The organism is Roseomonas sp. AR75 (genome assembly GCF_005222815.1).
Lineage (GTDB): Bacteria > Pseudomonadota > Alphaproteobacteria > Acetobacterales > Acetobacteraceae > Falsiroseomonas.
The window spans coordinates 377,813-391,954 of record NZ_STGB01000003.1; the positions used below are offsets into that span (position 1 = coordinate 377,813).

Consider the following 14,142-nt stretch of genomic DNA (forward strand, 5'->3'; position numbering starts at 1 on the left):
ACGGCGAAGAGTGAGCAACCTGCTTGAAAGCGTCAAGAACAAAATGCGAAACACGGAATCCGTGATCGCGGGATTGTCCGTGGTGATCCCGGCGCTGAACGCCGCGCGCACCCTGCCGGGCGCGGTGGCGGCGCTCGGGCGGCTGCCTGCCGAGATCGTCGTGGTGGATGGCGGCAGCACGGATGCCACCGCGGCCGCGGCGAAGGAACGGGGCGCACGCCTGCTGGCAGCGCCACGCGGCCGGGGCGTGCAGATCGCCGCAGGCGTGGCGGCGGCGGCCGGGCCGTGGCTGCTGATCCTGCATGCCGATACGCGGCTCGCGCCCGGCTGGGAGGCGGCGGTTCGCGAGGCGATGCGCAATCCCGGCCGCGCCGGCTATTTCCGCTTCGCCCTCGACGACCACTCGCCCGCAGCGCGCCGGCTGGAACGCGCCGTGGCCTGGCGCTGCCGCAAGCTGGCGCTGCCCTATGGCGACCAGGGGCTGCTGATTCATCGCGACCTGCTGACGTCGGTCGGCGGGATGCGGCCACTGCCGCTGATGGAGGATGTGGACCTTGTCCGCCGCCTCGGACGCGCGCGGCTCGCCCCGCTCGACGCCGCTGCGGTGACCAGCGCCGAACGCTGGCGGCGGGAGGGCTATCTGCGCCGTTCCGCGCGCAACCTGTCCTGCCTCGCCCTCTGGTTCCTCGGCGTGCCGCCGCGCATGATCCAGAGCGTCTATTCCCGCAGGAGAGCATGAAGGGCGACACGGTCATCGTCTTCGCGCGCGCGCCGCGACTGGGCGCTGTGAAGCGCCGGCTGGCGCGCGGCATCGGCGCGATGGCGGCGCTGCGGTTCTATCGCGGGCAGCTTGCCAGGCTGCTGGCGGCGATCGCACCGGACCGGCGCTGGTGCACCGTGCTCGCGGTGACGCCGGACCGGGCTTCCGCGCGCTGGCCAAGGCGGCTGCCGCGGGTCGCCCAGGGCCAGGGAGACCTCGGCACCCGCATGCACCGAGCATTGCGGCCGCATCGCCGCGCACTGATCGTCGGCAGCGACATCCCCGGTGTCGGCCGCGCGGATATCGCGGCGGCGTTCCGCGCGCTCGGCCGGGCGGATGCCGCCTTCGGCCCGGCGGAGGATGGCGGCTACTGGCTGGTTGCGCTCGGTCCGCGCCGTCCCGGGAAGCCTTTCGCGGCGGTGCGCTGGTCAACCTCGCACGCGCTGACCGACACGCTCGCCAATTTCCACGGCCGCCGGGTCGCGCTGCTGCGCCGGTTGCGCGACGTGGACACCGCGGCCGACCTTGCCGCCATCCGGGGAGGCAGCCCATGACCGCGCCCGCCTGGTCCAACACCAGCGAAGACTACGCGAAGCACCGGCAGGGCTTCCCGCCACGCTTCTACGCGATGATCGCGGAACGCGGCCTGTTCGCGCCGGGGATGCGCGTGCTGGATCTCGGCACCGGCACCGGCACGGTGGCGCGGACGCTGGCCGGCATGGGTGGCGATGTTCTCGGCCTCGACCCCGCGCGCGGCCAGATCGCGGCGGCGCGCAAGCTCGCGGCGGAACAGGAGGTGGCGGCACGCTTCGAGGAAGGGCTGGCGGAGCGGACCGGCCAGCCGGATGGCGCCTTCGACCTGGTCGTCGCCGCGCAATGCTGGCACTGGTTCGACCGTGCGCTGGCGGCGGCCGAGGCGAGGCGCGTGCTGAAGCCGGGCGGGGCGTTGCTGATCTGCCATTTCGACTGGCTGCCGCTGCCCGCCAGCGTCGCGCATGCCTCCGAATACCTGATCGAGGCGCACAGTCCGCGCTGGCGCGGCGGGCGCGGCAACGGCTTCTACCCGGCCTGGGCGGCGGATCTCTCGCTGGCGGGGTTCGAGGCGCTGGAATTCGCCGGCTTCGACCATGAGGCCGAGTACAGCCATGCCGATTGGCGCGGTCGCGTCCGGGCCTCCGCAGGCATTGGAGGGGTGCTGGGCGGCTCGGCGGTGGAGCGGTTCGATTTGGAACACGCGGCGCTGCTGAAGGCCCGGTTTCCGGAGGCGATGCTGAGCGTGCCGCACCGGGTCTTCGCCATCTGGGCGCGCCGCCCGGCCTGACTACTGGCCCGACTTCCCGCACGCACGCTTCTGTAATGATCGTGCGCTTGGCGACTACACGGGAATGCAGACAGCGCATCGCAGAACCTTACACTTCCTCACAGAAGTTGCGTCGTGCCGGAAAACATGCTCTACTTCGACAAGTGCCGTGGCTTACATTGTCACGGAACGTCAGGGAAGCAATCTTGCACGCGGTCGCCGCACAGGCACCGCACGTGGCCGGAGACGAGACGTGATCAGCCAGGAATTCCTGCGCCTCGCCGATGCCTTCTTCACCGCGGTGCTGGCGATGGCCGCGCTGCTGGGCGTGATGCTCGCCTGGGTTTCGGGCGATCTGGTGGAACTCAGCCTGGCGATGCTGGTCGTCGCCATCCTCGCACCACCCGCCTACCGGCGCCTTCCCCGCCCCGCCTGACGCGCTAACGCCCGGGAAAGACCTGCCGCCGCAGGATGCGCGGCGGAACCCCCGGGGACGGCGCGATGACGGAGAGCGATTCGGCGCGCGAGGCCCGCCTGGCCATCGCGCGGCATCTGGCGGAACTGCACAAGCTGCATCTGGCGCTCGCCGCCGACAGCCGGCGTCTCAAGACCCTGACGCTCGAAGGCCGCAACCTCGCCGAGATCGAGATCGCGGCCGAGATGCTCGAACAATACATGGCCGCGACCGGCGCCTTCCTCGAGAACATGCGCGGCCGGTTCGAAGCGCGCCTGCCGATCCTCCGCCGCGGCGAGCCGCATGGGACGGAGATCGCGCCTGGCCAGGGCGCGCAGGGGCATGGTCCGTTCTGGTATTCCTTCTCGCGGCTCTGCGCGGCGCTCAGGCAGGCTGAGCGGCGGGTGGGGTAGACGACGTGTGACACCATGTTCCGCCGTTCGCCCGCTCCCGGAGGCTGCCGGAGGGGGACGCGACCGACCTACGCCGATTTCCGTGTCTTTGCCGGCGGCGCCTTGCTCCGCGGCTTCGCCGGCGCCTTCTTCGCGGCGCGCTTCTCCGGCTGCGTCGGCGCCGCCTTGCCGCTCCCCTTCAGGCTGCGCTTGAGGGCCTCCATCAGGTCGATGACGTTGCTCTCCTCCGGCGCCTCCCGCTTGCGGGTGGGCCTGGTGCCGCCGGCCTTGCGCTGCACGAGTTCCGCCAGCGCTTCCTGGTAGCGGTCGCGGAAATCCTCCGGCGCGAAGGGGCCGGCCTGCTGGGCGATGATGCTCTTGGCGATCTCGACCATCTGCGGCTGCACCTTCGCCTCCGGCATGTCCTCGAACAGCACGGCGTCGCTGCGCACCTCCTCCTGGGAGCGGAGCGTGGACAGCAACAGCCCCGGGCCGCGCACCTCGATCGCGACGACCCGCTCGCGATTGGCCATCACGATGCGCCCGATCGCGACGCGCTTCTCGCCGCGCATCGCCTCCCGGATCACCGCGAAGGGCTCCGCCGCCGTCTTGCCGCTAGGCACCATGTAGTAGGGTTCATCCCAATAGAGCCGGTCGATGTCGTCGCAATCCACGAAGCGCTCGATGTCCACCACCTTGGTGCTTTCGAGCTTCAGCTCCTGGATGTCCTCGTCGGTGACGACGACGTATTCGTCCTTCGCCACCTCGAAGCCGCGCACGAGGTCGCGGCGCGACACCTCGTCGCCGGTCTCGGCGTCGCGCCAGCACTGGCGGACGCGGTTGTGGGTCTCCGGGTTGAGCAGATGGAAGCGCACATCGCCGCCGCTCTCGCCAACGGCCTTGTGCAGGGCGACTCCGCAGGTGACGAGCGAGAGCCGCAGATGGCCTTCCCAGACGGGACGCGCGGGCATGAAGGACCTCTTTCGCAGGGCTGCGACAGGGCCGTAACGGCGCGCGGCGGGCGGCGGTTCGTCAACGAATGTGAAACGAGCAGCCCGCCCGGCAGAAGCGGTCAAGCATTCGCGGCTGAATCAGATGGATGGCCAGGGCAGCTCAGATTGCGCGGCAAGTCTCGGCAGCATGCCTTGGCGCCAGCACGCGCCCAGGATGCAGAACGCCAGCAACCCTGTGGAGAAATACGGGGATTGTTTGTTGAGAACGGCCCGGAGCCCGCATCCCACCGCCGTTGATGCAAGAACAGGATATCCACGGCGCGGCGCCGGAAAAACCCGCGCCGCTCCGGCGGCGCGGGGCACGCTGGATCAGCGGAAGGGCATCGGCGCCTGGCCGCCCATGTTCTGGCCGCGCTGCGCCGCTTCCTCGCTGATGCGGTTCAGGTTCTGCGTGGTGTCGGGGCCGCCCTGCAGCGCATTCTGGCCGGCGCGGGCGCGCTCCAGGCTGAGCTGGTTCAGGCGCTCGGTCTCCGACATCTGCGGCTGGCGCGGCTGGGCCGGGCGCTGCTGGGCGAGGGCAGGCGCGGCGACGACGGTCAGGCCGAGCGCCGCGAAGAGGGCGAAGCGACGGATCATGTGGGACTCCCTTGGGCTCGGGCGCTCACGCTCGCCCGGCGGGTCCGCGGAACCCCATGTCCCGCACCGTACCAGGCCGCTCCGGCGCCCCCGAAGCGTCGCCGAGCCTTGCGCGGCGCAAGCGCGACGGTCAAGGGCGGCGAGCCCCGCAGCGCGTTGAAAACCGCGGGTGTTGCCCGATTGACCGCAATCGTCGGGGGGTTGCGCTACATCCCGCCGATGTAGTTCGGCCCGCCCCCGCCTTCCGGCGTGCGCCAGTCGATGTTCTGCGTCGGGTCCTTGATGTCGCAGGTCTTGCAGTGCACGCAGTTCTGCGCGTTGATCACGAGGTGCATCGGGCCTTCGCCGTTGCCCGCGGCCGCTCCCACCGCCTCATAGACAGCGGCCGGGCAGTAGCGGCTTTCCGGCGAGGCGAAGCGCTCCCAGTTGACCCCTTCCCAGCGCGCCGGGTCCTTCAGCACCAGGTGCGAGGGCTGGTCCTCCTCGTGGTTGGTGTTGGACAGGTACACCGAGGAGAGACGGTCGAAGCTCAGCACGCCATCCGGCTTCGGGTAGTCGATGCGCGTCGCCTCGGACGCCGTCTTCAGGGTCTCGTGGTCCTGGTGGTGAGTCCAGGTCCAGGGCGCCTTGCCGCGCAGCACATAGGTGTCGAGCGCGGCGTTCAGCATGCCGCCCCAGAAGCCGTATTTCGCGAAGCCGGGGCGGATGTTCCGCACGCCTTCCAGCTCCTGCCAGACCCAGCTGGTCTTCAGCGCGGCGGGGTAGCCTTCCAGCACCGGCGGGCGCTCGCCCTGCAGCGCGAGCGCGATCGCCTCGGCGGCGACCATGCCGGACTTCATGGAGGTGTGCGTGCCCTTGATCTTCGGCACGTTGAGGAAGCCCGCGGCGTCGCCGACGATCATCCCGCCGGGGAAGACCAGCTTCGGCACGGCCTGGATGCCGCCCTCGTTCAAGGCGCGCGCGCCATAGGCCACGCGCTTGCCGCCTTCCAGGAAGCCCTTCACCGCCGGGTGGTGCTTGAAGCGCTGGAACTCCTCGAAGGGCGAGAGCCAGGGGTTCGGATAGTCGAGGCCCACCACGAAGCCGATCGAGACGAGATTCTCGCCGAGCATGTAGAGCCAGGAGCCGCCATAGGTGTCGGACGGCATCGGCCATCCGGTGGAATGCCACACCAGCCCGGGCGTGTGCTTCTCCTTCGGGATTTCCCACAGCTCCTTCATGCCGAGCGCATAGGTCTGCGGCGCGACGCCCGCGCGCAGGTCGAAGGTCTCGAACAGGCGCTTGGTGAGGCTGCCGCGGCAGCCTTCGGCGAACACCGTGTAGGTGGCGCGGAGCTCCATCCCGGGCTGGTAGTTCGGGCCCTTCTCGCCCTCCCGCGTGATCCCCATCACGCCGGCGACGACGCCCCTCACCTGGCCGTCCTCGATGATGGTCTCGGAGGCGGCGAAGCCCGGATAGATCTCGACGCCGAGCGCCTCGGCCTTCGCGGCCAGCCAGCGGCACACATTGCCGAGCGAGACGATGTAGTTGCCCTCGTTGTGCATCTGCGGCGGCGTTGGCAGCCTGAAGGCGCGCGTCGCCGTCAGCAGCATGAAGCGGTCCTCGGTGACGGGCGTCGCCAGCGCGGGCGGGTCCTCCCGCCAGTCCGGGATCAGCTCGTCCAGCGCGCGCGGCTCCAGCACGGCGCCGGAGAGGATATGCGCGCCGATCTCGCTGCCCTTCTCCACCAGGCAGACGGCGGCGTCGGGGTTCTGCTGCTTGATCCGGATGGCGCAGGCGAGGCCAGCCGGACCGCCGCCGACCACCAGCACGTCGAACTCCATACTTTCGCGCTGCTCGGCGTCCGACATGCCTTTTTCTCCGGCGTTCCTGGGGCTGCCCGGCATTTAGCCCTGGGGGCCATTGCGCGGAACCCCGCGCAGCGCCGATATCGCGGGCATGGAGAGAGAGGCGCTGCTCGCCGCGCTCAGGCTGCAGCTCGAATGGGGCGCGGATGACGCGCTGGAGGCCCTGCCGGTGGACCGCTTCGCCGCGCCGCCGCCGGCCGCGCCCGTGCGTCCGGTCGTGCCCGCGCGGCCGGCTGCCGTCGTGGTGGCGCCCCTGGCCCTGGTGCCCGCCCCCGCGGCCGCGGCGAAGCTCGCCGGTGAGGCCGACAGCCTGGATGCGCTGAAGGACGCCATCGCCGCCACCGAGAGCACGCTGCGCGACACCGCCACCAACCTGGTCTTCTCGGATGGCAATCCGGCGTCCGGCCTGATGATGATCGGCGAGGCGCCAGGCGCCGACGAGGACCGCGCGGGCAAGCCCTTCGTCGGCGTCTCCGGCCGGCTGCTGGACCGGATGGTGGCCAGCATCGGCCTGCAGCGGGAGCGTGACTTCTACCTGACCAACATCCTGCCCTGGCGACCGCCGGGGAACCGCACGCCGACGGATGCGGAAATCATGCTCTTCCTGCCCTTCCTGCTGCGCCACATCGCCCTGATACGGCCGCGCCACCTGGTGCTGCTGGGCGGCGTCTCGGCCAAGACGCTGCTGCGGGCGAAGGACGGCATCACGCGGTTGCGCGGCCGCTGGCACGGGCTGGAGGTGGAGGGCCTCGGCCGTCTTCCGGCGCTCGCCACCCTGCATCCGGCCTATCTCCTGCGCAGCCCAGCGGCGAAGAGGGATGCCTGGTCCGACCTGCTGTTGCTGCGACGGACCCTGGACGGCTCCGTGGCACCGGAATGAGCGAAAAAATTTGTTAAGGTCGCCGCGGAACTCCCTGATTCGTTAAGTAGCGTCTCACGACACGAGCATTCGGCGCGTTTGAGGGGTTGCCACCCCTTAACATCGGCCTGTAGGGGAAGGGCGCCATGCGAGCGATCTGCCCCATGGCCCGGTGCCCCCGCCCGGTTCGCAGCACCCGTCGTCTGACGCTGCTGCTCCTCGTTGGGGCAACGATGATCGTGGGGGCTCAGGTCCCTGCGTTCGGGCAACGGGCCGACCAGACCGCCATGAGCGTTCCCCGTCCCGCGTTGCAGGGTGGGGTCGCCGGGTTACCGCAACCCCTAGCGCCGTCGGATGCGGCGCGGCTTCGTCGCATCTTCGACCTGCAGACGCGGGGCGAGATGGCACAGGCCGCGCGCGAGACCGAACGGCTGGATGACCGTCGCCTGCTCGGCCATGTGCTGGCCGACCGCTGGGCGCGCGGATATGCCGTGCAGACCCAAGACCTGCTCGCCTGGCTTTCCGACTATGCCGACCACCCGGATGCGCCGGCGGTGCATGCTTTGCTGGTGCGCAAGGCGCCGCGCGGCACCGAATTGCCTCCCGCCCCCGTCAGCAACGCCCTGCCCGAGAGCGGCGAGGTGGTGCCGGAAGAGACCGAACCCGCCGCCCGCAGCGTGTCGCGCAACCCGGCGCTCGACCGCACCGTGCGCGATCGTGCGCGGGAGGGGCAGGTTTCGGCGGCGCTGAATGCGATCGCGCGGTCCCGCGCGAGCACCGCCTATGCGGCCCTGCTGAAGGGCGACGTCGCGCAGGCCTTGCTGCAGGCCGGCAAGGACGAGGAAGCCTTCCGCGTCGCCAGCGAGGCCGCCCGCAATGCCGGCGGCACGGGATTCCCGGCCTTCATCGCGGGCCTTGCCGCCTGGGGCATGGAGCGGCCCGATCTGGCGCTCGCCTATTTCGAAGCCGCGGCGCGGGCGGAGGCGGCCTCCCCGGCGGTGCGCTCGGCGGCGGCCTTCTGGACCGGCCGCGCCTCGGTGCAGGCGCGGCGACCGCAGGGCTACGTGCCCTGGATGATGCAGGCCTCGCAGGAGCCCCGGACCTTCTACGGCCTCGTCGCGCGGCGCCTGCTCGGCCTGCCGATGGGCTTCGCCTGGGAGCGCGAGCTCGCCGGCGAGGGCGAGGCGGCCGCGATTGCCGAGAGCGCCGCGGGCTGGCGCGCGCTGGCGCTGCTGCAGATCGGCGAGGCCGACCGGGCGGAGCGCGAGATGCGCGCCCTCTGGCCCCGCGTGCAGGGCAATGCCGGCGTGATGCGGGCGATGCTGGCCATCGCGTCCCAGGCGAACATGACGGACCTGGCGGCGCAGCTCGCCTCGCTGCAGCAGAGCGCGGATGGCAGGCCGCGCGACTTCGCCCGCTTCCCGCTGCCCCAGCTGCGGCCGCTGAACGGCTTCCGGGTGGACCCCTCGCTGCTCTATGCGCTGGCGCGGCAGGAATCCAACTTCAACCCGCAGGCCGTCTCCCCCGCCGGGGCGCGCGGGCTGATGCAGATCATGCCGGCGACGGCCAGCTATGTGACCGGTGACGCCTCGCTGCGCGGGGCCGGTGTTCGGCGGCTGCACGACCCGGCCTTCTCGCTGGAAGTGGGCCAGCGTTACGTCGCCTATCTCGCCCGGCACGACCAGGTGGATGGCGACCTGATCCGGGTGCTCGCCGCCTACAACAATGGGCCGGGCAACCTGGCGCGCTGGCTGCCGGCCGTGCGCCACCGCACCGATCCCTTCCTGTTCATCGAGAGCATCCCGGTGACGGAGACGCGCAGCTTCGTGCAGCGCGTGCTGGCCTATTCCTGGATCTATGCCGCGCGGCTCGGCCTGCCGGCGCCGAGCCTGGATGCGCTGGCCGCCGGGCAGTTCCCCCGCTTCACCGAGGCGTCCGAGGTGACGGCGATGGTGCGGCGGCGCAACTGACGGGTTGCGCCGCGCCCCTTTGGCGGGAGGCGCGGCGCGCCTATCCTGTTCGGCAAGGGAGCACCGCCATGCCGATCGACGAAAGCCTGACCTTCCTGCCCGTGAACATCGCGGTGCTGACCGTCTCGGACACGCGCGACCTCGCCTCCGACCGCAGCGGCGACACGCTGGCGAGCCGTATCGAGGCGGCCGGGCACAGGCTCGCGGCACGCGAGATCTGCCGCGACGAGGCGCCGATCATCGAGGGCATCCTGCGCCGCTGGATCGCCGACCCGGAGGTGGATTGCGTGATCACGACGGGCGGCACCGGCATCACCGGGCGCGACGTGACGCCGGAAGCCTTCGCCCGCGTGCTGGAGAAGGAGATCACGGGCTTCGGCGAACTGTTCCGCATGCTGAGCTACCGCAAGATTGGCACGTCCACGATCCAGTCGCGGGCGATCGGCGGCGTGGCGGGCGGGACCTATCTGTTCGCGCTGCCCGGCAGCACGGGCGCCTGCAAGGATGCCTGGGACGACATCCTGCTGTTCCAGCTCGACAGCCGGCACAAGCCTTGCAACCTGGTCGAGTTGATGCCGCGGCTGCAGGAACATCTGCGCGCGGCGTAGCGGCCGGACGCTACACCCCGGCCCGCTCCGCCGCGCCGCGCAGGAAGCCGCCCAGCGCGCGATGGAACACCGGCTCATCCAGCAGGAAGGCGTCGTGGCCCTTGTCGGTCGCGATCTCCACGAAGGAGACATTGGCCGCCGCTGCGTTCAGCGCGCGCACGATCGCGCGGCTCTCGGCGGTCGGGAACAGCCAGTCGGAGCTGAAGGACGCCACCAGGAAGCGCGTCTGCGTGCCGCGGAACGGCGCCGCCACGTCGCCGCCGTGCTCGGCCCCGAGATCGAAGAAGTCCATCGCGCGGGTGATGGTCAGGTAGCTGTTGGCGTCGAAGCGGCGGACGAAGGTGCTGCCCTGGTAGCGCAGGTAGCTCTCCACCTCGAAGACGTCTTCCAGGAAGGTGAGCGCGCTCGCGCCGCGCAGGCGCCGGCCGAACTTCCGGCCCAGCGCCTGTTCCGACAGATAGGTGATGTGCGCGACCATCCGCGCGACGGACAGCCCCTTGGCGGGAATGCGCCCGTCCTCCCAGTAGCGGCCGCCCATCCAGTCCGGGTCGCCATGGATCGCGGCGCGGCCGACCTCATGGAAGGCAATGTTCTGAGCGGAATGGTATGTCGCAGTGGCGATCGGCGCGGCGGCGACGACCATGTCCGGGTAGGTCGCGGCCCATTCCAGTACCTGCATCCCGCCCATGCTGCCGCCGACCACCGCCAGCAGCCGCCCGATCCCGAGATGATCCACCAGGCGCTTCTGCGCCCGGACCATGTCGCGGATGGTGACGGAGGGGAAATCCGTCCCCCAGAGGCCGCTGCCATCCGGCTTCGGCTCGGCCGGGCCGGAGGAGCCCATGCAGCCGCCGAGGACATTGGCGCAGATCACGAAATAGCGGCTGGTGTCGATCGGAAGCCCAGGGCCAACAATGGTTTCCCACCAACCGGCCTTGCCGGTCAGCGGGTGCTTCTCCGCCACATACTGGTCGCCGGTCAGCGCATGGCAGACCAGGATCGCATTGCTGCGCGCGGCGTTCAGCGTACCATAGGTGCGATACGCCACCGCCAGCGGCGCCACCACCGCCCCGCAATCCAGCGCGAGCCCGTCCTCGAACAGGACGCGCTGATGGGCGATCGGCTGGGTGGGGGCGAGGGCCTCGGTCATCCCTTCTGGCGGGTCTTGCGGGGGCCGCAGGAATAGGCGCGCCGCGCGGGCGGGGCAACCGCCGCCTTGGCGCCGGGGGCCGGCGGTTCTATTCAACCGGCGGAACCGGACCAGCATGCCCGACACAACCACGCCAGAGCCGCGCAACGACACCATGCCCGCCACCGACGCCGCCATCGCGGCGCTGCGGGCGGAGATCGACGCGCTGGACGACGCGATGCACGACCTGCTCATGCGGCGGGCCGATGTCGTGGCGCGGCTGGCCGCCAGCGGAGCGAAGGGCAATGGCCCGGCGATCCGTCCGGGGCGGGAGGCGGCCATCCTGCGCCGCCTGCTCGGCCGCCATGGCGGCAAGCTGCCCCGCACCGCCCTGGTCCGGCTGTGGCGCGAATTGCTGGCCGCCACCACCAGCATGCAGGCACCGCTCAGCGTCGCCGCCTGGCTGCCGGAAGACGGGGTGGAGGTGCTGCGCGCCCATCTCGGCCTGGCCGCCCCCATCAGGCGCTGCGGGAACGAGGCCGCGGCGATCGCCGCCTTCGAGGCCGGAACGGCCGCGCTGGTCGCACTGCCCGCCGCCGGGCGATGGTGGCGCACGCACACGCCCTCCCGCCTGCATGTCGTTGCACGCCTGCCCTTCCTCGGCGCCGGCACCACGGTCTTCCTGCTTTCCCCGACGCAACCCGATGCCTCCGGCGAGGACCACAGCCTGGTCCGCGTGCCGGTCAGCGGTGCCGCCGGCCTTGCCGCGGCAGGCCTCACGCCCGTCGAGATCGCCCGCGAGGACGGGCTGCTGCTGGCCGAGTTGCCGGGGATGCTGAACGCCGGCGATCCCCGCCTCGCGTCGCTCGGCGCCAGCGTGCTCGGCGCCTACGCCGCCCCCCTCGCCGCCTGACATCCCCATCGAAGCCTGCAAGGCCTGCCGCCATGACCGTGATGCCGCGCCCCTCCGTCCTGTCGGTCGAGCCCTATGTCGGCGGCGAGTCGAAGATCCCGGGCGTCAACCGGATCATCAAGCTGTCCTCCAACGAGGGCGCCTTCGGCCCGCCGCCGGCCGCGATCGCCGCCATCGCGGACTCGGCACGCGAGGCGCATCGCTACCCCGACGGCGGCGCCGGCGCGCTGCGGGAGGCCATCGGCGCGCGCTTCGGGCTCGATCCCGCGCGCATCGTCTGCGGCAACGGCTCGGACGAACTGCTGGCCATGCTGATCCTCGCCTATGGCGGGGAGGGCACTGAGCTGGTGATGTCCGCCCACGGCTTCATGATGTACGACCTGACGGGGCGCTGGGCCGGCTGCCGCGTGATCAAGGTGCCGGAGAAGGACCTCACGGCGGATGTGGACGGGCTGCTCGCCGCGGTCGGCCCGCGCACGCGGCTGATGTTCCTGGCCAATCCGAACAACCCCACCGGCTCCATCCTACCGCAGTCGGAGATGGAGCGGCTGCGCGCAGGCCTGCGCGAGGACGTTCTGCTGGTGCTGGATTCCGCCTATGCCGAATACGTCACGCGCCCCGACTACGACGCCGGCGCGAAGCTGGTGGATGCCGGCGGCGGCAACACGGTGATGACGCGCACCTTCTCCAAGATCTACGGCCTGGGCGGCATGCGGCTGGGCTGGTGCTATGCGCCGCCGGCCATCGTGGACGTGCTGGGCCGCGTTCGCGGACCCTTCAACGTGAACGCCGCCGCCATGGCCGCCGGCATCGCCGCGCTGGCGGAGCCTGAGTGGGTGGAGAAGTCCGTCGCGCACAACACCGCCGAACGCGCGCGGGTGAGCGTCGCGCTGACGCAGGCCGGGCTCAAGGTCTGGCCGAGCGAGGGCAATTTCGTGCTGGTGGATTTCGGCGACGCCGCGCGCGCCAAGGCGGCGGATACGCATCTGCGGTCGCGCGGGCTGATCGTGCGCGCCATGGGCGGCTACGGCCTGGCGCAGACACTTCGCGTGACGATCGGCACGGCCGAGGAGAACGGCCTGGTGATCGAGGCGCTGACGGCGTTCGCCCGTGGCCAGTGACCTGCCGCCCTTCCAGGGCCCGCCCGGCCCGATCTTTGACAGGCTCTGCCTGATCGGCGTCGGCCTGATCGGCAGTTCCATCGCGCGCATCGCGAAGTCGCGCGGCGACATCGCACGGACGCTGGTCGTCACGGCGCGCAGCGCCGCGACGCTCGACCGCGTGCGCGAGCTTGGCATCGCCGATGTCGTCGAGCCCGATGCGGCCAAGGCGGTGGAGGGCGCGGACGGCGTCATCTTCTGCATTCCCGTCGGCGCCTATGCCGGCGTCATGGCGCAGATCGCGCCGCATCTGTCGCCGGGCGCGGTCGTCAGCGATGTCGGCTCCACCAAGGGCAGCGTGGTCCGCGACCTGACGCCGCTGCTTCCCAAGGGCGTGCATCTGGTGCCCGCGCATCCGATGGCCGGCACGGAGCATTCCGGCCCCGATGCGGGCTTCGCCGAATTGTTCGAGGGCCGCTACACCATGCTGACGCCGCTGCCCGGCAGCGACCCGCAGGCGGTGCAGAAGATCGCGGAGCTCTGGCGCCGCTGCGGCAGCATGGTGGAGACGCTGGACCCGGTGACGCACGACAAGATCGTCGCCATCGTCAGCCACCTGCCGCATTTGATCGCCTTCACGATCTGCTCCACCGCCGACGATCTGGCGGAGGAGACGAAGGAGAAGGTTCTGAAGTTCGCTGCCGGCGGTTTTCGGGACTTCACGCGCATCGCCGCGAGCGACCCCACGATGTGGCGCGACGTGTTCCTCAACAACCGCGAGGCGCTGCTGGAGATGCTCGGCCGCTTTGTGGAAGACGCGCACGCGCTTGGCCGCGCTGTGCGCTACGGCCACGCCGACTACATCGAGGACCGCATCAACCGCGGCCGCAAGATCCGCCGCGGTCTGATCGAGCGTCACCAGGCGTGAGGCTGCGGGGGTGGGGTGGCGACGCGGTCCTCCCGCGCCCGCCTTTGCCGCAAGCGTGAAGGCGGTGAGAGCGACGCTTGCGAAGGCGCGTTCTCCGTTTCGAGCGGCGCGGCGCTTGCGTTGAGCGAGGACGTCAGCGACATGACAAGCTCGCGGCCGGGCGGCCACGGATCAGCGCCTTTCTCCGGCTGGCGGAAGGGTGCTCGGAATCAGAAACGCCCCGGCGATGTTGCCGAGGCGTTGTTGGTGCAAATCAAGATGGATGCGGGGACAGGATTTGAACCTGTGACCTT

The 14,142-nt window shown here is 70.8% G+C and carries 15 protein-coding genes; 11 read left to right on the plus strand and 4 right to left on the minus strand.

Annotated elements, in window-relative coordinates; translation table 11 throughout:
- Window positions 1-43: 43 nt before the first annotated feature.
- From E4T13_RS13845 to E4T13_RS13865, 5 genes are all read left to right on the plus strand, one after another.
- A complete protein-coding gene (locus tag E4T13_RS13845) occupies window positions 44-739 on the plus strand; it encodes a TIGR04283 family arsenosugar biosynthesis glycosyltransferase (protein ID WP_137178876.1) in 696 nt (231 codons plus the stop codon).
- On the plus strand, window positions 736-1,314 hold the full coding sequence (locus E4T13_RS13850; protein WP_137178877.1) for a TIGR04282 family arsenosugar biosynthesis glycosyltransferase: 579 nt from the start codon (window positions 736-738) through the stop codon (window positions 1,312-1,314). Before E4T13_RS13845 ends, E4T13_RS13850 begins: the two co-directional genes overlap by 4 nt.
- On the plus strand, window positions 1,311-2,081 hold the full coding sequence (locus E4T13_RS13855; protein WP_137178878.1) for a class I SAM-dependent methyltransferase: 771 nt from the start codon (window positions 1,311-1,313) through the stop codon (window positions 2,079-2,081). Before E4T13_RS13850 ends, E4T13_RS13855 begins: the two co-directional genes overlap by 4 nt.
- 232 nt (window positions 2,082-2,313) lie before the next feature.
- A complete protein-coding gene (locus E4T13_RS13860) occupies window positions 2,314-2,496 on the plus strand; it encodes a hypothetical protein (RefSeq protein ID WP_137178879.1) in 183 nt (60 codons plus the stop codon).
- Window positions 2,497-2,561: 65 nt separating this feature from the next.
- Window positions 2,562-2,927 carry a hypothetical protein gene (locus E4T13_RS13865; RefSeq protein ID WP_137178880.1) on the plus strand — a complete coding sequence of 122 codons (366 nt, stop codon included), beginning with the start codon at window positions 2,562-2,564 and terminating at the stop codon, window positions 2,925-2,927.
- A gap of 68 nt (window positions 2,928-2,995) precedes the next feature.
- Here the strand turns inward: E4T13_RS13865 and E4T13_RS13870 are convergent, their stop codons facing one another.
- From E4T13_RS13870 to E4T13_RS13880, 3 genes are all read right to left on the minus strand, one after another.
- The gene (locus E4T13_RS13870; protein WP_137178881.1) at window positions 2,996-3,877 is read right to left on the minus strand and encodes a Ku protein; all 882 of its coding nucleotides are present in this window, start codon (window positions 3,875-3,877) and stop codon (window positions 2,996-2,998) included.
- Between the two features lie 351 nt (window positions 3,878-4,228).
- Window positions 4,229-4,495 carry a hypothetical protein gene (locus E4T13_RS13875; protein ID WP_137178882.1) on the minus strand — a complete coding sequence of 89 codons (267 nt, stop codon included), beginning with the start codon at window positions 4,493-4,495 and terminating at the stop codon, window positions 4,229-4,231.
- A gap of 206 nt (window positions 4,496-4,701) precedes the next feature.
- A complete protein-coding gene (locus E4T13_RS13880; RefSeq protein ID WP_137178883.1) occupies window positions 4,702-6,345 on the minus strand; it encodes an electron transfer flavoprotein-ubiquinone oxidoreductase in 1,644 nt (547 codons plus the stop codon).
- A gap of 88 nt (window positions 6,346-6,433) precedes the next feature.
- Between E4T13_RS13880 and E4T13_RS13885 the strand changes: the two genes are divergently transcribed.
- The 3 genes from E4T13_RS13885 to moaB all read left to right on the plus strand — a co-directional run bounded on the left by E4T13_RS13885 (window position 6,434) and on the right by moaB (window position 9,779).
- Window positions 6,434-7,222, plus strand: coding sequence for a uracil-DNA glycosylase (locus E4T13_RS13885; RefSeq protein ID WP_137178884.1), 789 nt, complete (start codon window positions 6,434-6,436; stop codon window positions 7,220-7,222).
- A gap of 380 nt (window positions 7,223-7,602) precedes the next feature.
- Window positions 7,603-9,171, plus strand: coding sequence for a lytic transglycosylase domain-containing protein (locus E4T13_RS13890; RefSeq protein WP_240791127.1), 1,569 nt, complete (start codon window positions 7,603-7,605; stop codon window positions 9,169-9,171).
- A gap of 68 nt (window positions 9,172-9,239) precedes the next feature.
- Window positions 9,240-9,779 (plus strand): molybdenum cofactor biosynthesis protein B, encoded by a 540-nt coding sequence (moaB, locus tag E4T13_RS13895; protein ID WP_137178886.1) that lies wholly within the window; start codon window positions 9,240-9,242, stop codon window positions 9,777-9,779.
- Window positions 9,780-9,789: 10 nt separating this feature from the next.
- Here the strand turns inward: moaB and E4T13_RS13900 are convergent, their stop codons facing one another.
- The gene (locus tag E4T13_RS13900) at window positions 9,790-10,929 is read right to left on the minus strand and encodes a homoserine O-acetyltransferase (protein WP_137178887.1); all 1,140 of its coding nucleotides are present in this window, start codon (window positions 10,927-10,929) and stop codon (window positions 9,790-9,792) included.
- Window positions 10,930-11,044: 115 nt separating this feature from the next.
- On the opposite strand from E4T13_RS13900, the gene E4T13_RS13905 reads away from it, so the two are divergent.
- From E4T13_RS13905 to E4T13_RS13915, 3 genes are read left to right on the plus strand one after another with little or no spacing between them, the layout of a single operon-like run.
- On the plus strand, window positions 11,045-11,821 hold the full coding sequence (locus tag E4T13_RS13905) for a chorismate mutase (protein ID WP_137178888.1): 777 nt from the start codon (window positions 11,045-11,047) through the stop codon (window positions 11,819-11,821).
- A gap of 32 nt (window positions 11,822-11,853) precedes the next feature.
- Window positions 11,854-12,942, plus strand: coding sequence for a histidinol-phosphate transaminase (gene hisC, locus E4T13_RS13910; protein WP_137178889.1), 1,089 nt, complete (start codon window positions 11,854-11,856; stop codon window positions 12,940-12,942).
- On the plus strand, window positions 12,932-13,849 hold the full coding sequence (locus tag E4T13_RS13915) for a prephenate/arogenate dehydrogenase family protein (protein ID WP_240791128.1): 918 nt from the start codon (window positions 12,932-12,934) through the stop codon (window positions 13,847-13,849). Before hisC ends, E4T13_RS13915 begins: the two co-directional genes overlap by 11 nt.
- Window positions 13,850-14,142: the final 293 nt, after the last annotated feature.